The sequence below is a fragment of the Streptococcus sp. SS-4456 genome, assembly GCF_036680365.1.
GTDB lineage: Bacteria > Bacillota > Bacilli > Lactobacillales > Streptococcaceae > Streptococcus.
The window spans coordinates 1-23,411 of the sequence record NZ_JAVIHI010000013.1 but is presented as its reverse complement, the minus strand read 5'-3'; the positions used below and the strand labels follow the sequence as shown (position 1 = coordinate 23,411).

Below are 23,411 nucleotides of genomic sequence, written 5' to 3'. Positions count from 1 at the left end.
CTACCTAACTTTCTGTGTATTGTGATAAATTTGTTTGAAAATGGTGAGGAATTGTTCGATTTGCCCCATGTCGTTATCATCGTCTAAACTGATACGGACGGCAGTTTGAGCCAGCTTCTGCGGTACTCCCATGGCAATCAGGGTTCCAGCCGGTTTTCCAGCCTTGGACGAGCAGGCTGAGGTGGTCGAAATATAAATCTGGTGGTCTTCAAAGGCATGGACAATTACCTCGCCACGGATGTTCTTTATTCCGAAAGTCACAATGTTGGGCACAAAATCATTCACCCCGGAAAAGACTGCCACATCATCGTATTTACCCAATTCATCTACCAGAATCTGCTTCATGGCTACAAGGCGTTTCTGGCTGTCTGTCGCCTTGTCTAATGTCAAGCGGAGCGCCTTAGCCGTTGCAGCGATACCAGCCACATTTTCCGTTGTTGAGCGTTTGTCGCTTTCCTGTCCTCCTCCTGTCAATAGCGGAGCGATTTTCTTGCCTGCTTTTACATAGACGAAGCCTACTCCTCTGACAGAGTGGAATTTGTGACCTGAAAAACTAGCAAAATCAACTCGGTCTGTTAGATACCCTTCCGTTGGCACCTTGCCGATTGCCTGCACCGCATCCACATGGAAGGAGATAGTCGGTTTATCAGCTAAGAGCTGGGAGATTTCCTGAATAGGCTGAATAGCACCAATTTCATTGTTGACAACCATGATAGAAACCAGTGTGGTATCTGGACGAATCAAGCTTTCTAAGGCTGAAACATCAACAAAACCTTGGGCATTGACCGGAGCCAAATCCACCTCAAAACCTTGTGTTTTGAGCCAAAGTGCTGATTCTTTTACCGCTGGATGCTCAATAGCTGACACGATGATGTGCTTGCCCAGATGTGCCTTTTCAAATGCCACTCCCTTGATGACCCAGTTGTCACCTTCCGTACCACCTGAGGTGAAAAAGATTTCTTTGCTATTCTGGCCAAGCAATTCTGCGATTTGCTTGCGAGATGCTTCCAAAATACGGGTTGCCTGACTACCCAGGTTGTGGAGGCTGGAGGGGTTGCCCCAGATTTTTGTCGCCACTTCCGTATAGGTCTTCAACACTTCTGGATAGACCTGTGTCGTTGCCGCATTATCAAAATAGATCATTTTATATATTCCTTTGTTTGCAATAGTCCTATTTTATCACGTTTTTATGCCTTTCGCCAATCTTTAAGATAGTTTTAAACTTGGTTTTTTATGATGAACTTGGAGGATAGCACATGAAATCAACAAATAGAAAAGAACATGGTTCTGCCTTAACAAAACTACAAAAGTTTTTGACCTTAATAGGTTCGATTCTAGGTATTATTACTGCATGTATTACCATTTATACTTTCTCAGTACCTTCTAATGCAGCCACTACTACTCCCAGCAGCTCAGTGACCACAGTATCTTCAACCAACCGAGGCCAGTCTTCTTCAATCAATCAAATAGGAGAAAACAAAAGTGTGACAATCCTAAACTCTGAAACAACATCTCCAAATGAAGAATACAGTAGTTCTACTACTGAGAAGAGCAGTTCTTCTAGCATCACAGAAACTTCGTCTAGTCAAGAAATCCAAACTAGTACAGCAGAAATAACGAGTAGTACAGAAAATTCTACTGAAGCATCCACAAGTTCTTCCCAAGAATAACCAGATAAATATTTGCACAACTGCTCTTGGTTTGATATACTAAATCTAGGAGGTGCGGTATGAAATATTTTATTCTTAGAATACCTATTTTAGTTTGGTTATTGTTATTTTCATTCATTGAAATCTTCTTGCTAGCATCATTTTTACCAGAACCGTTTAACACCAATTCTCTTCTTCCCATAGTTATCTTATCTAGCTGTGCAGTTAGAGTATCTAATGAAGTCAAGAAAGACATGGACAATATACTCCGTTTAAAGAGCTTTGGTGGGCAGTACTAGTTTGGGTAATCTTAGGAATACTTTTTGGATTGACTGTCCAGGCACCCCTATCAAAACACCTTGTCTTTATCATCAAAGCTATTTTGGGTGGAATATGCTACCGCCTTATTGAAGGCTATACCATTTATCGTTATCATTATTTACAGATGAAAAGAGAGTGGGACAAAAATCGGTAACCCGAAGGGTTCGATGAGCCGTTAGCCCAGCTCCGCACAGTTGAGTAGGACTATAAAAGCTGATAACATCAGCGAATGATAGCCCACTCAACCAATGCGTCAAGTTTAACTATTTAGAAAAAACTAGTGAGGCTAGGACTCTTGTCCCAGCCTCTTTTTTTGCTTGCTATAATCTATTTCTCAATTCATCAATATCTTCTTGACTAGTTGACCAGCTAGTCGCAAAGCGGATGATACTGTGGCTACCGTCATATTTTTCCCAGAATCCATAGGCAATTCCAGCTTCTGTCAATCTAGTCAATTCTTCATTCTTAACAATAACGAATTGCTGATTGGTTGGTGATTTGAGGTAGAATTGAAATCCTTTATCTTCCAAAATCTGTGTGAGTTGCTCTGCCATTGCGATAGCATGACGTCCCAATTCAAGATACAAGTCATCAGTGAACAATCGATCAAACTGGACACCAATCAATCGTCCCTTAGCTAACAAGGCACCGTGATGTTTGACAATAGATACAAAATTCTTTGGCTGATTATTCTTTGTAAATACAAGAGCTTCTCCCAACAAGGCACCAAGTTTTGTCCCGCCAATGTAGAAAATATCTGTCAGCTCTGCTATGGTCTGCAAATCAAGATCAGTATCGCGTGCAGCAAGCCCATAACCCAAGCGAGCACCGTCTAAAAAGAGAGGAATATTGTGCTGTTGGCAAACTTTGGACAAGTCTTCTAGCTCTGTTTTGCTATAAAGCGTACCATATTCAGTCGGGTGGGAAATATAAACCATTCCTGGATGAACCATATGAGCATGGTTAGCATCAGCATAGAAATCTTTGATGAAGTTATCAACCTCACTTGCAGTTATTTTCCCTTCATGATGCGGCAGTGTCAAAACCTTGTGTCCAGAAAATTCAATAGCACCAGCCTCATGTGTAGAAATATGCCCAGTATCCGCAGCAATCACACCCTCATAAGAAGCCAGCATGGAATTGATGGCAATCTGATTGGTCTGCGTACCACCTGCTAAAAACGTAACTTGTGCATTAGGACAGTCCGTAGCAAGTCTGATTTTTTCGATAGCAGATTCAGTATATTTATCAGTGCCATATCCAGATAAACCTTCTTGGTTGCTTGCAACTAAGGCTTCAAGCAAGGCAGGGTGGGCACCTTTGTTATAATCATTTTCAAAATGTAACATGATTTTCTCCATAAATGATATGAAAAAAGCCTGAATGTACAGGCTTTTATATTTTAATCCACCCTGAGGGAATCGAACCCCCATCTCAAGAACCGGAATCTTACGTGATATCCATTACACTAAGGGTGGAAAGGAAAAACTTGCACTAGGCAAGTTTTTATATGAATTACAATTCAATGTCACCGAAAAGGTCAGCCATTGAGAATCCAGATTGAGTTTCTGGCAATTCGTAATCACGTTTTTCTTCACGTTTTTGACGACGTGGACGTGGAGCACGTTTCTCTGCTTTTTCTTCGCCTTCAGCAGCAGCTGGACGCTCTTCCAAAGCTTTGATAGAAAGTGATACACGCTCATCAGCAGCGTTTACTTCAAGAACTTTAACAGTAACTTCTTGACCTACTGACAAAGCATCTTTTGGATTTTCAACACGTTTGTGTGAAATTTGTGAGATGTGTACCAAACCATCGATACCTGGCAATACTTCAACGAAAGCACCAAAGTCAGTCAAACGTTTAACTTTACCTTCGATTACATCGCCAGCTGCCAATTTTTGCTCAACGCCATCCCAAGGACCAGGCTGTGTAGCTTTCAATGACAATGATACGCGACCTTCAACTTCGTCAATTGCAAGAACTTTAACTTCAACTTCTTCACCAACTGTTACAGCTGATTTAGGAGATACGTTACGCTCATGTGACAATTCAGTCAAGTGTACCAATCCATCTACACCACCAAGGTCGATGAAAGCACCGAAGCTTGTGATACGTGCAACTTTACCAGTTACAACTTCACCAACTGACAATTTACCAAATACTTCTGCACGTGCTGCTGCAGCTTCTGCTTCTACAACTTCACGACGTGACAAGATGAAACGGTTCTCAGCAGGATCAACTTCTTTGATTTTAGCATCAAATTCTTGACCTACGAAACGCTCAGTGTTACGAGTGAAACGGCTGTCGATCATTGAAGCTGGGATGAAACCACGAAGACCTTCAAATTCAACTGCAAGACCACCTTTAACGGCACGAGTTACTTTAACTGTAACAACTTCTTCTTCACGACCAACAAGCTTGTCCCATGCTTTACGCGCTTCCAAACGTTTTTTAGATACAAGATAAGTAACAGTGTCTGTATCTTTACCAACAACTTGGCGAAGTACAAGCAATTCAAGTGTTTCACCAACTTTAACAAGGTCGTTGATATCAGCATCACGGTCGTTTGTCAACTCACGAAGAGTCAATACGCCTTCAACACCAGTACCTGAGATAGCTACGTTTGCTTGACCAGCATCAACTGTCAATACTTCTGCAGTTACCACATCACCAGGTGTAACTTCGCTTACACTGTTCAACAAATCTTCAAATTCGTTCATTATAAAAAAACCTCCGACAATCAGGTCTCTCGACCCAACATAAAATATATTTTATTTAAGGCACACGCAAGGACAACAACAAATAGACATCTTTGACGAACTAGACTTAATCTAGTACCTTGACTGGGGTAGCTGGATTCGAACCAACGCATGAGGGAGTCAAAGTCCCTTGCCTTACCGCTTGGCGATACCCCAAAACATTTTCTAAGATAATATTCTGAAAAGACACAGGCTAAACTCTAAGTAAAAAAGATAAGTTTCCTAGCAAATCAGGAATTGCTGTCAACTTCCTATCTTTACTGTGCGTTTGATGCCTTAGTATCTTAGACATGGAAAGAGAGGGATTCGAACCCCCGAACCCGAAGGAGCGGATTTACAGTCCGCCGCGTTTAGCCTCTTCGCTATCTTTCCATACACCAACAGTCACTATTCTAACATAAAATAGTGACTATTACAAGCCTTTTAGTGACTTAAATTATAATTTTCTATGATATTTCCGACTGCTTTTTCTAGTTTTTTATAAAAGCTTTCGGTATTGCCATTTTTGACAACAGCAAAATTATTTTCTGCCAATTCTGCAATTTCACCGATAACTTTTTTACCAATTACTAAGCGGTAACCAGCAAACTCTTCCTTATTAACCAAGACTTTACTATCTTCAATTTGAATTTCAATTTTTTTATCTTTTTTACTCATTTTCAAACCTCACTTTTACTATTCTACAAAAAAATAGAAGAGCTTGCAAGTGCAAGCCTTCTATTTTATTCCAACACTACAATCCATCCATCTGGTGCTTCTATGTCACCAAACTGGATGCCTGTTAATTCTTCATACAATTTACGAGTGACAGGTCCTACTTCTGTTTCGCTATGGAAAACATGGAGTTTGTCTGCAATTTGAACACCACCAATTGGCGAGATGACTGCAGCCGTTCCGCAAGCACCTGCTTCGACAAACTGGTCTAATTCTTCGACAAGGACTTCTCGCTCCACTGCCTTCATCCCCAGACGATGCTCTGCTAGATACAAGAGAGAATACTTGGTAATAGACGGCAAGATTGACGGTGAAATTGGTGTAACAAACTCGTTATTGGCTGTAATCCCAAAAAAGTTTGCTGAGCCCACTTCTTCAATCTTGGTGTGGGTAGCTGGGTCCAGGTAAATCACGTCTGAGAAGCCTTGCTTCTTGGCATATTGACCCGGTAAGAGCGACGCCGCGTAGTTACCGCCGACCTTGGCTGCCCCTGTTCCATTTGGTGCTGCACGATCGTACTTGTCTTGGATGAGGAAGTTGGTTGGAGCCAAACCGCCTTTGAAATAGTTACCAACTGGCATGGCAAAAACGGTGAAAATGTACTCTTCCGCTGGTTTTACGCCGATGATGTCGCCGACGCCGATGAGTAGCGGGCGGAGATAGAGCGTGCCACCAGTTCCATAAGGAGGAACGTAGTCCGCATTGGCTTTGACCACTTCTTTGCAGGCCTTGATGAAGAGCTCCGTCGGAACAGGCTCCATGAGCAAGCGGTCAGCTGTTCGTTGTAGGCGCTCAGCGTTTTGGTCTGGACGAAAGAGCTGGAGTTTTCCCTCCTTGGTACGATAGGCTTTTAGTCCTTCAAATGCCTGTTGGCCGTAGTGGAGGGCTGGTGAGCTTTCTGAAATGTGAAGTTCCGCATCTTCGGTCAGCTGTCCCTCAGACCACTGGCCGTTCTTGAAGTGAGCGATGAAGCGGTAAGGCAATTTCATGTAGGCAAAACCAAGGTTTTCCCAGTCGATATTCACTGTCATAAGTTTCTCCAAATTCATTTTATATTATTTTACTACTTTTGAAAGTGATTTTCAAGAAAAATTCAGAATATTTTGGAATATAACAAGTAATCCAATCCAGCCTATCATTCTCCTCATCTACCACTATCAGTAAATTTTCTAGCAACAGTAGTCCAATCTATATCCATTCCGGATCCAAATCCTTTATTTGTCTGAAGATATCCTTCCTCATCAACTCGAAACGACCATACAATCTGCCCCTTCTCATCTATAATATCAGCATAAACTAAACCATCATCTTGATTTTTGTAACTCCTTACATTCCAACCTTGTTCGATATAGAAGTGATAATCAGGAGTTCCCATGCCAATACTAAAATTACGCCAAACCCAATCTTCTACCTCTTCACTCGTTAAATTTTTAGTATCGGTATTCAGAAAATCACCATCAGTTTTAAGATGTTCTCCCTCCTTGAGTCGCAATGTCTCCAAATCTCTATACATGCGCATTGATTGTTCTGAAGGAACAATATCATTTGGGTAGTCAAATTCTTCTCCTTCTTCAGTTGAAAATAATACTGGCTCTATATAGCTTCCATCTGAATTTATATAGACACCATATTCATACTTGATACCGACTCCGCCAATATTGCCCTGAAAAACACCGCTACTATCTTGTGATTTTAATTCATATCTATATAAGTTTTCACCCACTTCTATCAAATTACTTACTGTTGAAGCTTCCAGTTTTCCGCTTGGCAACTGTTCCTCAACTAAGCCTGAAGAATGAAAGGTACGACTATAAATTGCAATATTATTATATAAGTCATATCCATACCACGTCCCAAGCACAATCTCTGGAAAAACTGAAGTTGATGTTTTCGCAACCTCATTGGAGGCTATGAAAACTTGCAAATCCTCACCAGTCTTACCATTTGTCAGTACAAAAATTCCGTCGCTTGTCTGATAGGCATAAAAAGTAACTTTCTCATCTCCTTCACGGTTAGGCTCTGCTTTTTGCAATTCTGCTTCAGAAACATCAATTTGCACAATTAAGTCTGGTAAAACTTTTATCCTCTCCGGTTCCGTATCTGTAGCCGTTTTCGCATCCAAAATCAAATACGTTTCAACACTTTCTTTTTTATCATAGTATTTCAACCTATAGGTTCCGCGCACAGTTTTTCCTTGATTCCAAGCCAACAATTCACTGCCTGAACGATAGAGTTCAACCTCTTGATTAACCCTTAAAGAAAAACCCGCCGTCATCAAAGTGGAGGTATCCGATGCCACAAATGCATATCTGAAATTCTTCTGCCATTTTTCATATAGTTCGTCCGAGTTGTCAATATATGAAGTAGTAACAGCTGTATCATCTATATTATCTTCCTTTTTGGTTTGACAAGCTGAAAGACAGATTAGTAGCAAAATCAATAACGGAACAAATCTTTTCATATTCTCACCTCTATAAAATTTTAAAAATTATATAAATCAAACGATGATAACTCAACGATATATTCTAATTATATCATTTTACAGAAAATGCTCAAATAATTTATGTAATAGAAAAACCCGCCTGAGCGGGTTGATTTCTTCATTTGTTAGTACCAACCAGTCAGCTGGTGAAGCCAGTCCTCAAAGGTAGGAAAGACTTTCATGGCAAGGACTATCAGTACTAAGATAGTGAACAAAATAAGGAATTTCTTTTTCATTCTAAATACCTAATCAATCCAGGCTCTGAAGACTTCTTCATCGGAAATGGTATCCGAAATGAAGCTACCATTGCTAGTGCGTTCAGACAGGCTAAGCTGGGTCACATCAACCTCATAGAGTTTGCCTGTTTTGGACTGCACGTGAAGGATTTGACTTGTCGTTTCATCTTCGTTTGCCGTGCTAAAGAGGTCAAAATCACCCTGGTCCGTCAAGGCTGGACCTGCCGCAAAGACACGGTGAGGCTTAGCCTTGAGTTCACGAAGAACCTGCAAACCACGCTTGGCACGGCTGGTCACAGGGATTTCCTCCGTCGCCATCCGCTTGAGGCTACCACGCTGGGTCAGGAGATAGACGGAGCTGGTGTTGCTGATAAAGGCCGCAGCCACCACATCCTCGTCCTTGAGGTTGACCGCCTTGACACCGGCCGCCTTGGCACCGATGATTGGCACTTCTTCGATGTTAAATCGCAGAGCGTAGCCCTTTTCTGTCATGAGCATAATGTCGTCCAAGACCACAGGTGATACGGTAATGACCACATCATTCGCATCTTTAAGTTTGGCATACTTGGTTGACTTGGACTTGTAAGTCCGCCAAGGAGTAAACTCCTTCCGCTCCACACGCTTGATTTGACCGTATTTGGTCACCGCGAAATAAGTTCCCTCATCAAAATTCTCCACTAATTCAGCAAAGATAATTTCCTCATTGGTGTCAAAGTTCATGAGAGTCTGGCTCAGGTGTTCTCCAATGTCCTTCCAACGAATATCTGTCAACTCATGTACAGGTCGGTAGATGACATTTCCAAGATTGGTAAAGAGCAAGAGGTGCTGGGTTGTCTTGGTATTCTGCAAGAAAATCAGCTGGTCATCGTCCCGCTTGCCCATTTCTTCAAGCGTTGAGGCATTGAAAGAACGCGGACTAGTCCGCTTGATATAGCCTGCCTTGGTCACGCTGACAAAAGTTTCTTCTTCGACAATCAAGCTGGCGGTGTCGATTTCAATCGTTTCTGCCTGATCTTGTAACTCACTCAAACGAGGATTGCCAAATTGCTTCTTGACCTCACGCAGTTCCTTCTTCATGAGATTGAACATGGTCCGCTCATCGCCGATAATGGCTGCCAAGGTCTGAATCTGCTCGCGTAGAGCTGCTTCTTCATTCTCCAAGGTCACAATGTCGGTATTGGTCAAGCGGTAGAGTTGCAAGGTTACGATTGCTTCTGCCTGTTCCTCGCTGAAATCATAGCTGATTTTCAAGTTTTCCTTAGCATCCGCCTTGTTTTCAGAAGCACGGATAAGGGCAATAACCTCGTCCAAGATGGAAATGACACGAATCAAACCTTCTACGATATGGAGGCGTTTTTCTGCCTTTTCCTTGTCAAACTTAGACCGGGCAATGATAATCTCACGACGGTGGGCAATGTAGCTAGACAAAATCTTCTGCAAGCCAACCTGACGCGGTGTGAAGTTATCAATCGCCACCATGTTGAAGTTATAATTGATTTGCAGGTCGGTGTATTTGTAAAGGTAGTTGAGAATGGTCTGCTCATCGCTGTCTTTTTTCAGCTCAATGGCAATCCGAAGACCAGTACGGTCTGACTCATCACGCACCTCGGCAATACCAGGCACCTTGTTATTGACACGGACATCATCAATCTTCTTGACCAAAACAGCCTTGTTGACCTCGTAAGGAATCTCAGTAATGACAATCTGTTTCTTACCTGCCTTGAGTTGTTCAATTTCACAACGGCTACGAACAACGACACGGCCCTTACCAGTTTCATAGGCCTTCTTGATTTCGTCAGCCCCTTGGATAATGGCACCTGTTGGGAAGTCTGGTCCAGGCAAGAACTCCATTAGCTTTTCTAACTTAGCTGTCGGATGATCAATCATGTAGACAACGGCATCAATGACCTCCGCCAGATTATGCGGCGGGATGTCAGTCGCGTACCCAGCTGAAATTCCTGTCGCTCCATTGACCAAGAGATTAGGGAAGGCAGCTGGTAGCACAGTGGGTTCTTTTTCCGTATCGTCAAAGTTCCAGGCAAATGGCACGGTCTTTTTCTCGATGTCAGCCAGCAGATAACCAGCCATTTCCGACAGGCGAGCCTCGGTGTAACGCATAGCCGCAGGCGGATCGCCGTCCATGGAACCGTTGTTTCCGTGCATCTCCACCAAAATCTCACGGTTCTTCCAGTCCTGACTCATGCGGACCATGGCATCATAAATAGAGGAATCACCGTGCGGGTGGAAATTCCCCATGATATTTCCGACTGACTTGGCGGACTTACGGTAGCCCTTGTCAAAGGTGTTGCCGTCCTTATTCATAGAGTAGAGGATACGGCGCTGAACAGGTTTCAGACCATCCCGAATGTCTGGTAGAGCCCGCTCCTGAATAATGTATTTGGAGTAGCGACCAAAACGCTCTCCCATGATGTCCTCAAGGGACATGTTTTGAATGTTAGACATAAATTAAGATACAAAGGGACGATTCGGTCCCGTGTTCAGTTAGACAGACTAGCTGAACATTCCTTTCTTTGTTTCTTGTCGAAAAAATTTTTTTACTTTTTTGATAATCGCCTGTGGCTGGCACTGAAATTATAAAGCCATTCTATACGATTTCAATCAACTATATCAGAATAGACCTTCAATATTATCTAGAGACAACTGCTGTGGTTCCTTGTTTTTAGGAATATATAAGTATTCATTACCAAATTTTTCTATTTCAAATAAATCTCTCAAGAATCGGCAAAATTTAAAATAGTTCTCTTCATCAGAAATATAAATTCCATCTTGAAAATTATTTATTGTGTGTAAAACTTCTTTTGTCGGAGGTTTCATCTGAAACAATTCGATTGTTTTAGTAGTAGTGTTTGGAAATATTGTCCAAGAATACCCGTTCGAGATAATCTTTGAAATTTTTGAAACTTCAAGTTTCAAATTTATTGTTGTAAAGCCTGGATATTTCAACAAATTGAATACACCAAATTTGTCAGTATCTGCAAGTTCATCTGAATTCCATTCATATTTTGGATTAAGCCATTGCTCGACATCAAATGTACTTTCTTCTTTTTTAGAGAGCAGTAATCGTAACTCCGAAATAAGCTGTGAGAACAAATCAAAATAGTATTGTTTGATATGCAACGATAAATCTTCGTCACCCTCAATCAATTTCTCAATTTCATCAATCTTGCTACTAGATAATTCAAAAGATTTCAGTTTTTTTCCCTCAGTAAATGTAGCTTTCGAAACTAAAAAAAATTGACTCCAACTGCTGTCATTAAAATAAAATTTAAAACTAATACCGTTAAGTTCTCTAAATTCATCTATTGTCATTTTATAATTCGAATTTGGATTCTCATTTATTACAGTTGTTACTATGAATCTATGTCCCTTTGAAGAACTAGACTTTATATCTCTTACAACCCAATCTCCTGGGTGTTCGTTGATAGTGTGGATAAACTCAATTAGATTATTCAATTTAAGTCTGTTAACCTCAATTTGTTCTTTAATTATTTTTTCATTTTTGATTTTTATATTGGACTTTTTGGCAACCACCTTGTCTTTAGGAGCATAAATCCCCTTATGCAATTGAATGCCCATTCTATCACATAAATCTCTAACTTCATCCAGAGCTTTTATTTCAAAAAGTTCGGTAGACCCTTCTAACTTTTTAGGAAAATCAACTTTGTATTTTCTTGTAAAAGTGTGAAGTAACTTTTCAATTTGTAAAATAGCAGTTTCTTTTTCCTCAAACCAGTATGAATTCTCTAAGTCGGCTTCTCCAAATCCCTTTTTTAATTGCTGATACCTATTCCAGATATTATTAGCTTTTCCAATTTTTATACATCCATGTACTTCAGTCCAGTTTAGTATGTAGATGTAAGATTTTTTTGCCATTCATTTCCCCTTTCATTACAAACCCTTTGAATGAAATTGATTTTACTCTCCATAATATTAAGAAGAATAGGTTGCGTTGGCACCTTGGCAAATGTATACTTGAGATTGACTTTTTCAACCTTTCCGGTTTCAAAATAATCCTTTGAATACTCCAGATGAATACGGTTAATTTCACTTATTAAGCGTTCAACTTTCTCTAACATCTTCTTTCTCCTTTTGTCATAGCAGAGCTACTCTTCCACCTTCCGCTGACTTGCCTGCCAGTTTCTGAAATCATCCACATCTGACTTAACTAATTTGAGGCAGGCATTGAGCACAAAGGCATCATCCAGCAAACCTGGTCCGAATAGGAAATCAGGCAGAGCATCCAGTGGGCTGAAAAAGTAGATTAAGGCACCAATTGTAGCCAAAATAGCTCCTTTTGGTAAGGTTGTATATTCTCGGTTAACATAGCTTCTAACCATGGAAATCATTCCTGGAATGGCCGAAAACTTGTCCCCTCCAAAAGGTAGTCGCGCCAATTTCTTCTCGATATCTTGCAGAAAATGTTCCAATTTCCCTTGATCAGACAACAAGGCCTCTGCCCGTTCTCTAGTCTTGGACGATTTCCAAGTTTCAAGCGCCTGGTCAAAATTTTCTTCTAATTCCTGTTTGTTTTTAAATGGCTTGCGCTTTCGAGCCCATTCAGTCAGCTGTTTTTGAAAACGGTCAGTTAATTTTACTCTTAGTGGCATAAAACACCTCACATAGTTTGCTTGTGCTAGATTTACAAATCCTCAGTACGATAAAGGTTATAACCCTCATAGTAATAGGAATGGTCGATGCCTTTCATGTAGAGTTCCCTACTATCAACCTCATCAGTCAAGGCATTTTTTAAGATATATTTGATTTCAATATCACGAATTGGACTACGCTCCATCGCCAAAAGATAATCTTCTTTATCCACGAGAGACCAGTCAATAACCTGTCCTAATTCATCCTTTAACAAATGGTCTAACCATAGCCTCATGCTACGACCGTTTCCCTCACGAAAGGGATGAGCCTCATTCATCTCTACATATTTTTCGATGATTTGTTCAAATGTACGCTGGGGCATGTTTTCAATTGTTGCTAAGGACGTGTGGAGATACATGAGGGGAGCAAAACGAAAGCCACCTTTGGCGATATTGACATCTCTTACCTTACCTGTAAAATCATAGATAGCTTCGAATAGAAAACGGTGAATAAAAGCAAGTGTTTCAAAAGTACCAGCTTGTTTATCGGCTAGCAATTTTTCCTCAAAAAGCCGTTTAGCCTTCTCTTTACTGACTTTTCCTTCCGTTTTTGCCAACTCTAAAGAATCACTTATCCCCAATTTATTTTCTAAAACCATACTGCACCTCAATTTCTCTGAGATTATTTGGTGAAAGCTGTCGCTTCCTCCAAGGTAAACTTCACATTATCCTCAATCCACTTGCGGCGTGGCTCGACCTTGTCGCCCATGAGGACGGATACGCGGCGTTCAGCACGGGCTAGGTCTTCAATGGTAACACGTATAAGGGTACGGGTTTCAGGGTTCATGGTTGTTTCCCAGAGCTGATCGGCATTCATTTCACCAAGACCCTTGTAGCGTTGGAGGATAAAGCCCTTGCCAAAATCCTTACGGAGATCTTCTAATTCCCCATCAGACCAAGCATAAGCTATCTTTTCAGTCTTGCCCTTGCCTTTGGACATCTTGTAGAGGGGCGGAAGGGCAATGTAAACCCGACCTGCTTCTACTAGCGGTCGCATATAGCGATAGAAGAAAGTCAGCAAGAGAGTCTGAATGTGGGCACCGTCCGTATCCGCATCGGTCATGATAATAATCTTGTCATAGTTGACATCTTCGATAGTGAAATCCGACCCCACACCTGCACCGATGGTGTAAATCATGGTGTTGATTTCTTCGTTTTTGAGGATGTCCGCCATTTTTGCCTTGGCGGTATTGATAACCTTACCACGCAAAGGTAGAATGGCTTGGAACTTGCGGTCACGACCCTGTTTGGCAGAGCCTCCGGCCGAATCTCCCTCGACCAGATAGAGTTCGTTTTTGGCTGGATTTTTGGACTGGGCTGGGGTTAACTTACCTGACAGAAGCCCCTTGTCCTTCTTGTTTTTCTTACCATTTCGGGATTCGTCACGCGCCTTACGCGCAGCCTCGCGGGCGTCACGCGCCTTAATGGCTTTACGAACTAGATTAGATGCTAGCTCGCCATTTTCCAAAAGGAAGAAGGTCAGCTTGTCCGATACAATGCCATCCACCACAGGACGAGCAAGCGGGCTTCCCAGCTTGTCCTTGGTTTGCCCTTCAAACTGCAAATGCTCTTCTGGCACAAGGATAGAGAGGACCGCGGACAAACCTTCACGGTAGTCAGAACCTTCCAAGTTCTTGTCCTTTTCCTTGAGCAAGTTGGTCTTGCGGGCGTAGTCGTTCATAGCCTTGGTAATGGCTAGTTTGAGACCTGTTTCGTGGGTACCGCCGTCCTTAGTCCGAACGTTGTTAACGAAGGACAGGATGTTGTCTGAATAACCGTCATTGTACTGCATAGCAACTTGAACTTGGAAACCAGCATCTTCTCCTTCAAAATAGAGGACTGGTGTCAGGGTTTCCTTGTCTTCGTTGAGGTAGGAAACAAAGTCCTGAACGCCATTTTCGTAGTGGTACTCCTCCTGCTCGCCTGTCCGCTCATCTGTCAAGGTCATGGTAACTTGTTTGAGCAAGAAGGCTGATTCTTTCAGGCGTTCGGCAATGGTATTGAACTTGAAGTCTGTCGTTGAGAAGATGGTATCGTCAGGCATAAAGGTCACCTTTGTACCTGTTTTTGATTTTGGAGCGGTGCCAATCTTCTCTAAGGTCGTGACTGGCTTTCCACCCTGCTCAAATCGTTGCTTATAAACAGCACCGTCACGGGTAATCTCAACTTCCAACCAGCTGGACAGGGCATTGACCACTGAAGAACCAACCCCGTGGAGACCACCAGAGGTCTTGTACCCCCCTTGACCGAACTTCCCACCTGCATGGAGAACGGTAAAAATGACTTCAACGGTTGGCTTACCTGTTGCATGCATACCGACAGGCATCCCGCGTCCACGGTCGGAAACGGACAGACTACCGTCCTTGTTAAGGGTCACGTCAATCCGATCACCAAATCCTGACAGGGCCTCATCGACAGCGTTATCGACAATCTCCCAGACCATGTGGTGCAAGCCATTTCCGTCTGTGGAGCCGATGTACATACCAGGGCGTTTGCGAACGGCATCTAGCCCTTCCAGTACCTGAATGGCATCGTCATTATAGTTATTTATGTTAATCTCTTTCTTAGCCAAAACTGACCTCCATACTTGTCATCCTTACTATATTACAAGTTTTTGGACATTTTTGCAAAATTTTTCTGTCGCCTATCGGCTGAGACAACTCACAAAATAAGATTTTGGACTAAATGAGATGAAAATATGCTATAATGAAAACATGTTAGTCAATCTTATTTTACTATTTATTGCATATTTATTGGGATCTATCCCGTCAGGACTTTGGATTGGTCAGGCCTTTTTCAAAATCAATATCCGCGAACATGGTTCAGGCAATACAGGAACCACCAATACCTTCCGTATTCTTGGCAAAAAAGCGGGTACCGTGGTCTTCCTGATTGATTTCCTCAAGGGAACCTTGGCAGCCTTGCTTCCCATCATCTTTCATGCCCAAGGAATTTCTCCGATTGTCTTTGGATTGATGGCTGTCTTAGGGCATACCTTCCCTATCTTTGCCGAATTCAAAGGCGGTAAGGCGGTTGCAACATCTGCTGGCATGTTGTTGGGTGTCGCACCTGCTTTCTGCCTCTATCTCGTTCTAATCTTTGCCAGTTCACTCTACTTGACGTCCATGGTTTCCTTCTCAAGTGTCTTGGCAGCAGCCTTAGCCATCTTAGGAGCTCTGCTATTTCCAGCAATAGGAATCATCCTGCCAAGCTATGACTGGCTCTTTACCATTATCATCATCTTTTTGGGGCTCTTTGTCATCGTTCGACACAAGGAAAATATCCAACGGATTTTGAAAAAAGAAGAAAATTTAGTTCCATTCGGCCTCAATCTAACCAAACAGAAAAAGCGAGTTTAATCACTCGCTTTTAGTTTACATCAACTTGAACTACTTCTATTCTCTCTCCGCCTAGCAAAATTAAATGGCAGTCTACACGATCTATCTTGTAGGCTTTTTTCAATGCCTCCGCATAGAGTTGCATTTGAGTCTGGTAACGTTGGCTAAGTTGGCTAGCTTGGTCATACTTGTCGGTCTTGTAATCAAAGAGAACAATATGGTCATCATATAGTAGGTAGCCATCAATAATCCCACGAAGGACAAATTGTTCCTGTGATACAGGATCCGTCTGCAGACTGGCAAATGGAGCTTCTCGGTGGAGTTTGTCCGTATTGGCTAGAATTTCTCTTCCTAAGTCTGTATCAAAGAAATCTAAAATCATCTGAATATTGATTTTGTCTTTAATCGCTTGCTCAGCATGAACAGCTTCTAGGGCTGCTCTTACCGTATCTTCTGTCAGCAACCAAGACAAGTCCAAGCGTTGCATGAGTTCATGGACTGCTGAACCGACTTTGGCTCCAGTAATTTTTGGTTTCTTGGAGAAATCTGGCAAATTGAAGGTCCGTTTTGGCTGGTATTTTTCCATAACTTCCATGCCTTCTTGTTCCAAAATAGGCTCATAGAGTTTCTTGATCTGACTTGGAGTCCGTAAACTTGGTAATTCTATAGCAGCCTTATAGCTGGCATTCAGTTCTTGGACAGAAGACAATAATTTCAAACCAATCTCAATGTCTTTTAACTGGATTTTTTCTATTCGATCTGACTTCACCTCTTTGGCTTGATCAGTTTGGTCAGCTTGCTCTAGTGGTAACTGTTCAGACACAGTAACCTCTACGGTTTCAGTTGCTTCTTTCGCACTTGCTTCCACAGTTTCTTGCTCTGTCTGTTCTTGGTGGCCTCCCCCCTGTTCACTGTCTTCTTCCATGTCCTCATCCGTCACAAATCTTTTCTTGAAGTGAAGGTCTTGACCAGCAAAGGCAGCGTCAATGGCTAGTATCCAATCTTGAAAGCTGACCATATTTTCTCTTGTTGATTTAGCCAAGACACCATTTTCTTGTTTGCCGTCGTACCGATCTGCTAGTTTTTCCTCAGACCCTTTTCCAACCAAGTAGAGTTTTATCTCAGCTCGGGTCAGGGCTACATAGAGCAAGCGCATTTGTTCAGATAGATTGGCAATTTTCAGCTCTTGCAAGTTACGACGATAGGGAAGAGTATTCATCAGCACGCGCACCTGGGGTAATGAACTCCTTACCCGATTTTTCATGTCTGCCAGATACTGAACCCCAAGCCCATTTTTTCGACTGATAATAACAGACTGGTAATGGTCCTCTAAGTTAAATTTCTTATCAATATTCATAAGAAATACATACTTGAACTCCAACCCCTTTGACTTATGAATAGTCATGAGTTGCACTGCGTTTTCCGGAACAAATTCTTGAACATCTGCCAAGTCTTTGTCGTTGGCTAAGGCACGATCAATCATGGCAATAAAGCGAGATAATCCCTTGTAACCAGTCTTTTCAAATTGATGAGCACGCAAACCAAGGGCATAAAGATTAGCCTGTCGCTTGCTGGCATTTGGTAGAGTAGCTACATAGTCGTAGTAGAATTTTTCATTGAAAATCTTCCAAATCAAATCATGGATAGAATGTAGCTTGGCAAAAGAACGCCAGCTATCCAATACTGACAAGAAATGACTAATCTTAGTTTGCAAACCTTTTGTAATCAAGCTTTTCCTAGCACAATTCTCTTGGTCCGCATCATCTTTGATACCTTCTATTTGTTTTGCTTCTTCCATCTTTTGATAGAAAAATCCTGTATTAGCCTGTAGGGAAATGCGGGTCAATTCATCCTCATCAAATCGAAACATAGGAGATTTGAGAAGGGCTACTAGGGCATAATCATTGAGCGGATTGTTAATTACCCGCAAGGTATCTAGCATGACCATGACTTCCAAGGATTTCAGATAGGATGTTAACCCACCATCAGCCACTAAGGGAATACCATACCGGTCAAAAATGCTTGTAATCAGATGATTGTGGGTTCGTTTTTGGACTAATAGCGAAATGTCTTCAAATTTTACGTTCTTCTCCTTATGCAGACGTAAGATTTCCTTAGCCACTATTTCAACTTCGCCAGCTGATATGGCCACCTCCTCTTCCCTATCCTCTGTATCAGACTTATCTTCCTTCTGACTATAGAGCCAGTACTCCATCTGATTTTCTGGCTTATATGTAGGTTTTTCACTATTACCAAAGACTAGGCGGTGGCTGCCATCATAGTTAATTTCACCCACCTGTTTATCCATAAGGCGAGTAAAAATCGCATTAGTAGCTTCTACAACCTCGATACTGCTACGGAAATTCTCCTTGAGTAATATCAATTTTCCTGCCTCTGGATTAGACTGATAAAGTTCAAATTTCTCTTGGAAAATCATCGGATCAGCCTGACGGAAGCGATAGATTGATTGTTTGATATCCCCTACCATGAATCGATTGTGCCCATTAGACAACAAATCCAACATTCGCTCTTGACTGTGGTTATTGTCTTGGTACTCGTCCACCATTACCTCATGGTACTTGTCTTGGAAATACTGGCGAATGTCCTCGTTTTCCTCTAAAATCCGAATGGCAAAATGCCCAATATCCGAAAATTCAAAGGCAGCTTCCCTGATTTTCAACTCCAAATAGGCTTGTGAAAAATCCAAAACAAAATCACGCAGAAGCTCCAACAAAGGCAGAGCTTGAAGCTGGTAGTCTTTAAGCAAGTTCAATTCATAGACTTCCTGCCCTAACTCCCGCAAGCCTTCAATAATTTGTTTTTTACCAGCATTATATTCTTCCTTAAAAGCTAGTAAATGCTCATCCTTAGGACGCTTAGCATTTGTCAACCCCCTGCCATTGGACTGGCTATTGATGAGAAGAATTTTTTCAACCCGTTCCGTCAAGTCCTTTAGACCCAAGCCATCTAAATCTGTCAAAAGACCCACAACCTCTTCAACATTAGCAAAATATGGAGCAGAGCCAAAATCTTTTTTCCCCCACTCCACATGGTAATGGAAAAAATCCGCAGCATCATAAAGCTGGTCCAAAACAGTTTGCTTATAGTCTTGCTCAAGCATCTGGTCAATTTTTTCCTGGCTATAAAGTTCTGACTGAACAGCCTTTTCTTTTAGCCATTGGGTCGGATTGCTAGTTGATTGGCTAAAATCATAAATCTGATTGACGACTGCACGAAAACCGCTATTGTCTTTCCGACTACCTGAAAAATTGCCGACCAGCTTACGAAAGTCCCCTGATTTGTCATTTTCTAAATAGGTTGCAAAAATCTGACTAAAAATTTCTTTTTTGAAACTAGATTTTTCAACCTCATCTTGTAGGATACGAAACTGAGGCGAAATACCCAGACTATAGCCATAGGTCGTGACTAATTTCTGCGTGAAAGAGTCCATGGTCCCGATATCAGCCTTGGTCAAATCAGCCAACTGAGCTGATAGGTGCCGCCTCAAGTCCATATCGCTAGTCGCAGCAATGGTTTTATTAAGATTTTCCTCAATCCGATCCTTTAGCTGACCTGCTGCCTTAACTGTAAAAGTAGAGATAAAAAGCTCTTCAATCCCCACACCACGTTGTAGCTTGTCCAGTATCCTCTCCACCATGACAAAGGTCTTACCAGAACCAGCTGATGCTGAAACAAGTATGTTCTGACTATGACTATAAATGGCTTCAATCTGCTCAGGTGTCCGCTTGGGCTTCTTTGCAGAAGCAGCCTCCTCCAACTGAATAGCACGAATTTCTTCTGCATTTAAAAATGGTTCAAAAGCCATTAGTCCTCTTCTCCTTTCATTCTCTTTAGCCAATTCTCTCGTTTTGTTTCCTTGACCAAACGACGAGCCATTCCCATATGTCGATCGGCCTCAAAACCAGTAATGGCCTTCAGTTGCTCACCAGCAACCGAACGTCCATCTTTTGTATAAGGGTTAATAGCAAAGCGACCATTGAGAATTTCCTCAGCAGCCTTCTGATAGAGATGTCGATTATGCTCCAGTAGAATATCACATTCCTCTTTCTCATAGGTCTGCTTCTCTGTCTTATAAAGGGATGAAAGACCTTGACTTTCCCCTTTAATAAATAGACCCTTGTAGACAAAACTGGTGTTGGCAAGCTGCTCTAGGTCTTCCATATTCTTCGTATCCTTTAATCGGATAAGAGGATTTTGTAAATGTAGATACATAGCTCCAAAAGCAGCCTTGTCTTTTGTTTCTTTCAGATGGCGCACAGCTTCCAAATAAGTGACCAATTGGGGTTTCAAACCATTGTAAAAATCAGCCAATGAGAAGGTCTGATCACTGGACTTGTAATCTACGATACCTACAGCACTATTTATCAATAAAGTATCCAAGCGGTCAATGGTACCATGGATATGAATTGGCCGATTGCCCTGAGTATCTAGGATTTTAATAGCTTGTTCCTCACGGAAACTCTTTTCCTGACCATCAATAGCAACCAAATCATTATCCCTTAGAACAGTCGCTGTAGAGCGAGCAATCGTATCTAAAACTTGCCCCGTGAACTCCGCTTCTGCATCCTGACTATAAAACATCTTAAACTCCGCTTCATTGTGAGTCTCAGAAATAGCCTTATCCAACTTCTGCTCAAAACTATCACTAGATTTGTCCATAGCAAAGCGTTCCATGACACGATGCAGAAATAGTCCATGCTGGGTCACTGTCGGATGAATGGTTTCCTGCTCCCGCAAGCGTAGGATGTTGCGAATAAAGTAGAGATACTGGTTATTGTAAAAATTGGTCAAACTAGAGGCCGATAGTTTTAAAGGCTTATCTGCTGGATATAAAACTGCTCGAGTATCTTCACTTAAGGCGACTGGACTGATATCATCCTTGATTTCAGGAATAGAAAGATCTTTTGCTGCAAATTTTTCTTTTAGCTCGGATACCAGAGTAGTCCAAAAAGCTGATTGACCTTTCCAATCTTGTTCAAGGCTTGAAAGGGCTGGCTCTTTTAGCTGAGAGAGCAAGCCTTTATAGTAACCGACATCTTGAGGATTTGGACTGAGTGTTCGACCATGCGGTATCACTTGAAACTTCATCAGCTCGACGAGAAGGCCTATATAAGGGGATTGAGGCTCTTCACCTTCATTGTATATCTGAGGTGCAGAAAAAACCAAGTGTGCCGTAGCCGCATTTAGTAAGGACATCATGGTAGCGTGGTTTTTCTTAATATTATCACGACTGACCAAGTCAAAACGAGAGGAGCTAGCTGATACCAGATTGACCTTGGCCATCTCTTCTTCGGTCAACAGACTGGTATTCTTAGCAACTTTTGGGAAATTAGCCTGTCCCATACCGATAGCAAAAACGTACTTGGCAGTATGAGGCATTATCAAATCATAGGATTTTACATTGACCACATCGACTGTTGCTGGAACAGTCCTATACTGACTGGCCTGCATTCCAGCCTGTAAAATAGCCAGAAAATCATCCAACTTCATTTTTTCATGACCAAAAATCTGACGAAGAGAATGAAGAGTATGGATAAAGCTATTCCAGACTTGTTCCGCCTTATCTTGCTCTGCTTCACTTAGCTCTTTAGTGAGCACTTCCATATTTTGAGTTAGCTGAACAGCCTCTAAAAAGACCATAAATTTCTCTAGTAGACTACTAGCCTTTTGCGGACCAGCCTTAAACAAGGTCAGCAAAGGCTCCATAATCTTGGCCCGCAGAGGTTCTAAGACATTCAAATCATAGATAAGGCCCTTCTCCTTAATTACCTCCTCATCATAGTCTGCTCTGCTATTGACCGAAAAGGACCGTGAAAAAGCAGCCTGGCCCTTCATATCTGCAAATTGCACATAAGATTCAAAAAGATCCAGTTCCTTTGTAGAAATACTGGCGTACAAGCCTGATTTGAGAAGGTTGAGCAGGTCCTCTGGTCTGAAACGGTTGCGACGCAAGCGCTGAAGTGACTCAACAAAATGCACGAGGGGATGGTGACTCATCTCTTCTGCCTTACCCAAATAGTAGGGGATGTCAAATCTATCAAAGACCTTGCCAATTTGTAAATGATAGCTATCAACATCGCCAACCAACAAAAGAATATCCTTGTAACGAACACCCTTGCTAAGTAGATGACGAATGGCGATTGCAACCTGCTCCACTTCAGCTTTTTGATTGATAGCTTTCCAAATCTCAATCTTGCTTTGATCTGCCTCCGTTAGGGCGATCTGAGAACCACTATAATCGTAATGACATTCCATATTCTTGGAAATTTTACCTAGACTATCCAAAACAGGCTCCTGACCAATGTAGTCAATTTTGCTGCTAAAGCGGGCAGATAACTGACGCAAAAAATCAACGTTGGCCTGGTAAACATTTCCTTCAATATAAGCAGCCTTTACAGCCTTTTTACTAGCATAAACACCTATCAAAATCTCCGATACCCGTTCATTTAAGGCGCTTACCAAGGCCTCCTCTTCTGCTGAGAAACGAGAAAAGCCATCTATAACAAGGACCATTTCTTTTAACTGCTGATCTAACTGACCTGTTTCAATCATACTAATCAGCTGTGCTAACTTGGACCGGTGCTCAAAGCCTTCTTTGACCAAAACATCAGTTAATGCCAGAATTATCTTGGTCAAATCAGCCTGTTTGTCAGGAGAATCCATGGCTTCCAAGTCTAAAACAGACATATTGGCCCCTTGCAACTCTTTATATAATGCTACTAGTTGATTGATAAAACCAAAATCTGTCTTTAAACGCCCGTAGACTTTCAAATCACCATCTTTAAACTGTGATAAGACACGGAAAAAAACCATGGCCAAGCCTACATCATCAAGCGACAGCCCTTTCTCTACCTTATCAATCAACAAATAGCGTCCTAATTGACCGAAACGTGTCACGATAATGTCAAAAGTAGCTTGCTCTGGCAAGTATTCCAAAACCTTGCGTTCCATTTCAAATGATAGGGAGTTAGGAGCAATATAAAAAACACGCTTTCCCTGTTTAGCAAATGTCGCCGCCTGCTCTGTCAGGTACTGTGTCAGAGGATTCCGAATATCTGTATAGACTAATTTCATCCGGCCACCACGCTTTCTTAAAATATTCTATGTCTAGTATAGCAAAATTTAGGATAATAAGTCATAACCACCCGTGAAAACGGGTGGCTTGTACACCGGCTGTAAGCCGTTTCTCTCCAGCGACGTCTAAAGACGTTCGCTGAACTTCG

16 protein-coding genes, 3 tRNA genes and 1 pseudogene are annotated in these 23,411 nt (G+C 41.9%); 3 read left to right on the top strand and 17 right to left on the bottom strand.

Going from position 1 to position 23,411, the window contains the following annotated elements:
- Nucleotides 1-1,143, bottom strand: a complete 1,143-nt coding sequence (locus RFK25_RS05390) for a cysteine desulfurase family protein (protein WP_332412075.1) — start codon at nucleotides 1,141-1,143, stop codon at nucleotides 1-3.
- Between the two features lie 113 nt (nucleotides 1,144-1,256).
- Between RFK25_RS05390 and RFK25_RS05385 the strand changes: the two genes are divergently transcribed.
- Both RFK25_RS05385 and RFK25_RS05380 read left to right on the top strand, forming a co-directional pair.
- Nucleotides 1,257-1,670, top strand: coding sequence for a DUF6556 family protein (locus RFK25_RS05385; RefSeq protein WP_332412074.1), 414 nt, complete (start codon nucleotides 1,257-1,259; stop codon nucleotides 1,668-1,670).
- 59 nt (nucleotides 1,671-1,729) lie between these two features.
- Nucleotides 1,730-1,948 (top strand): hypothetical protein, encoded by a 219-nt coding sequence (locus tag RFK25_RS05380; protein WP_332412073.1) that lies wholly within the window; start codon nucleotides 1,730-1,732, stop codon nucleotides 1,946-1,948.
- 342 nt (nucleotides 1,949-2,290) lie between these two features.
- Here RFK25_RS05380 and RFK25_RS05375 read toward each other — a convergent pair whose 3' ends face one another.
- The 14 genes and pseudogenes from RFK25_RS05375 to parE all read right to left on the bottom strand — a co-directional run bounded on the left by RFK25_RS05375 (nucleotide 2,291) and on the right by parE (nucleotide 15,401).
- Nucleotides 2,291-3,319, bottom strand: a complete 1,029-nt coding sequence (locus RFK25_RS05375; RefSeq protein WP_332412072.1) for a threonine aldolase family protein — start codon at nucleotides 3,317-3,319, stop codon at nucleotides 2,291-2,293.
- A 57-nt stretch (nucleotides 3,320-3,376) separates the two neighbouring features.
- A tRNA-Arg gene (locus RFK25_RS05370) sits at nucleotides 3,377-3,448 on the bottom strand.
- 37 nt (nucleotides 3,449-3,485) lie between these two features.
- Complete coding sequence (rpsA, locus tag RFK25_RS05365; RefSeq protein WP_099832371.1) at nucleotides 3,486-4,691, bottom strand: 30S ribosomal protein S1; 1,206 nt, start codon at nucleotides 4,689-4,691, stop codon at nucleotides 3,486-3,488.
- A gap of 123 nt (nucleotides 4,692-4,814) precedes the next feature.
- Nucleotides 4,815-4,886 (bottom strand) — tRNA-Gln (locus tag RFK25_RS05360).
- A 135-nt stretch (nucleotides 4,887-5,021) separates the two neighbouring features.
- Nucleotides 5,022-5,102 (bottom strand) — tRNA-Tyr (locus RFK25_RS05355).
- A 51-nt stretch (nucleotides 5,103-5,153) separates the two neighbouring features.
- Nucleotides 5,154-5,387: a DUF2969 domain-containing protein gene (locus tag RFK25_RS05350; RefSeq protein ID WP_099806657.1), complete on the bottom strand. Its 234-nt coding sequence runs from the start codon at nucleotides 5,385-5,387 to the stop codon at nucleotides 5,154-5,156.
- A gap of 65 nt (nucleotides 5,388-5,452) precedes the next feature.
- Nucleotides 5,453-6,475, bottom strand: a complete 1,023-nt coding sequence (locus RFK25_RS05345; RefSeq protein ID WP_332412068.1) for a branched-chain amino acid aminotransferase — start codon at nucleotides 6,473-6,475, stop codon at nucleotides 5,453-5,455.
- 113 nt (nucleotides 6,476-6,588) lie between these two features.
- Nucleotides 6,589-7,905, bottom strand: coding sequence for a hypothetical protein (locus RFK25_RS05340; RefSeq protein ID WP_332412067.1), 1,317 nt, complete (start codon nucleotides 7,903-7,905; stop codon nucleotides 6,589-6,591).
- Between the two features lie 266 nt (nucleotides 7,906-8,171).
- A complete protein-coding gene (gene parC / locus RFK25_RS05335; RefSeq protein ID WP_332412065.1) occupies nucleotides 8,172-10,625 on the bottom strand; it encodes a DNA topoisomerase IV subunit A in 2,454 nt (817 codons plus the stop codon).
- A gap of 165 nt (nucleotides 10,626-10,790) precedes the next feature.
- On the bottom strand, nucleotides 10,791-12,056 hold the full coding sequence (locus RFK25_RS05330; RefSeq protein ID WP_332412063.1) for a GIY-YIG nuclease family protein: 1,266 nt from the start codon (nucleotides 12,054-12,056) through the stop codon (nucleotides 10,791-10,793).
- A 23-nt stretch (nucleotides 12,057-12,079) separates the two neighbouring features.
- Nucleotides 12,080-12,259 (bottom strand): annotated as a pseudogene (locus RFK25_RS05325) (GTP pyrophosphokinase); the annotation flags it as partial.
- A 27-nt stretch (nucleotides 12,260-12,286) separates the two neighbouring features.
- Nucleotides 12,287-12,790: a YkvA family protein gene (locus RFK25_RS05320; protein ID WP_332412062.1), complete on the bottom strand. Its 504-nt coding sequence runs from the start codon at nucleotides 12,788-12,790 to the stop codon at nucleotides 12,287-12,289.
- 32 nt (nucleotides 12,791-12,822) lie between these two features.
- Nucleotides 12,823-13,428: a protein adenylyltransferase Fic gene (fic, locus tag RFK25_RS05315; RefSeq protein WP_332412061.1), complete on the bottom strand. Its 606-nt coding sequence runs from the start codon at nucleotides 13,426-13,428 to the stop codon at nucleotides 12,823-12,825.
- Nucleotides 13,429-13,451: 23 nt separating this feature from the next.
- Nucleotides 13,452-15,401, bottom strand: coding sequence for a DNA topoisomerase IV subunit B (parE, locus tag RFK25_RS05310; RefSeq protein WP_332412060.1), 1,950 nt, complete (start codon nucleotides 15,399-15,401; stop codon nucleotides 13,452-13,454).
- A 142-nt stretch (nucleotides 15,402-15,543) separates the two neighbouring features.
- Here parE and plsY point away from each other — a divergent pair, with 142 nt between their 5' ends.
- On the top strand, nucleotides 15,544-16,188 hold the full coding sequence (gene plsY / locus RFK25_RS05305) for a glycerol-3-phosphate 1-O-acyltransferase PlsY (RefSeq protein WP_332412059.1): 645 nt from the start codon (nucleotides 15,544-15,546) through the stop codon (nucleotides 16,186-16,188).
- A 10-nt stretch (nucleotides 16,189-16,198) separates the two neighbouring features.
- Here the strand turns inward: plsY and addA are convergent, their stop codons facing one another.
- Complete coding sequence (gene addA, locus RFK25_RS05300; RefSeq protein ID WP_332412057.1) at nucleotides 16,199-19,993, bottom strand: helicase-exonuclease AddAB subunit AddA; 3,795 nt, start codon at nucleotides 19,991-19,993, stop codon at nucleotides 16,199-16,201.
- A complete protein-coding gene (rexB, locus tag RFK25_RS05295) occupies nucleotides 19,993-23,262 on the bottom strand; it encodes an ATP-dependent nuclease subunit B (RefSeq protein ID WP_332412055.1) in 3,270 nt (1,089 codons plus the stop codon). The genes addA and rexB overlap by 1 nt, the downstream gene beginning before the upstream one ends.
- Between the last annotated feature and the right edge of the window lie 149 nt (nucleotides 23,263-23,411).

Bases quoted from the DNA above. Each gene is read 5' to 3' on its own strand.
- RFK25_RS05330 (WP_332412063.1), bottom strand. From the start codon at position 12,056: ATGGCAAAAAAATCTTACATCTACATACTAAACTGGACTGAAGTACAT.
- rpsA (WP_099832371.1), bottom strand. From the start codon at position 4,691: ATGAACGAATTTGAAGATTTGTTGAACAGTGTAAGCGAAGTTACACCT.
- RFK25_RS05375 (WP_332412072.1), bottom strand. From the start codon at position 3,319: ATGTTACATTTTGAAAATGATTATAACAAAGGTGCCCACCCTGCCTTG.
- rexB (WP_332412055.1), bottom strand. From the start codon at position 23,262: ATGAAATTAGTCTATACAGATATTCGGAATCCTCTGACACAGTACCTG.
- RFK25_RS05345 (WP_332412068.1), bottom strand. From the start codon at position 6,475: ATGACAGTGAATATCGACTGGGAAAACCTTGGTTTTGCCTACATGAAA.
- RFK25_RS05385 (WP_332412074.1), top strand. From the start codon at position 1,257: ATGAAATCAACAAATAGAAAAGAACATGGTTCTGCCTTAACAAAACTA.
- parC (WP_332412065.1), bottom strand. From the start codon at position 10,625: ATGTCTAACATTCAAAACATGTCCCTTGAGGACATCATGGGAGAGCGT.
- fic (WP_332412061.1), bottom strand. From the start codon at position 13,428: ATGGTTTTAGAAAATAAATTGGGGATAAGTGATTCTTTAGAGTTGGCA.
- RFK25_RS05340 (WP_332412067.1), bottom strand. From the start codon at position 7,905: ATGAAAAGATTTGTTCCGTTATTGATTTTGCTACTAATCTGTCTTTCA.
- RFK25_RS05350 (WP_099806657.1), bottom strand. From the start codon at position 5,387: ATGAGTAAAAAAGATAAAAAAATTGAAATTCAAATTGAAGATAGTAAA.
- plsY (WP_332412059.1), top strand. From the start codon at position 15,544: ATGTTAGTCAATCTTATTTTACTATTTATTGCATATTTATTGGGATCT.
- RFK25_RS05320 (WP_332412062.1), bottom strand. From the start codon at position 12,790: ATGCCACTAAGAGTAAAATTAACTGACCGTTTTCAAAAACAGCTGACT.
- addA (WP_332412057.1), bottom strand. From the start codon at position 19,993: ATGGCTTTTGAACCATTTTTAAATGCAGAAGAAATTCGTGCTATTCAG.
- RFK25_RS05390 (WP_332412075.1), bottom strand. From the start codon at position 1,143: ATGATCTATTTTGATAATGCGGCAACGACACAGGTCTATCCAGAAGTG.
- RFK25_RS05380 (WP_332412073.1), top strand. From the start codon at position 1,730: ATGAAATATTTTATTCTTAGAATACCTATTTTAGTTTGGTTATTGTTA.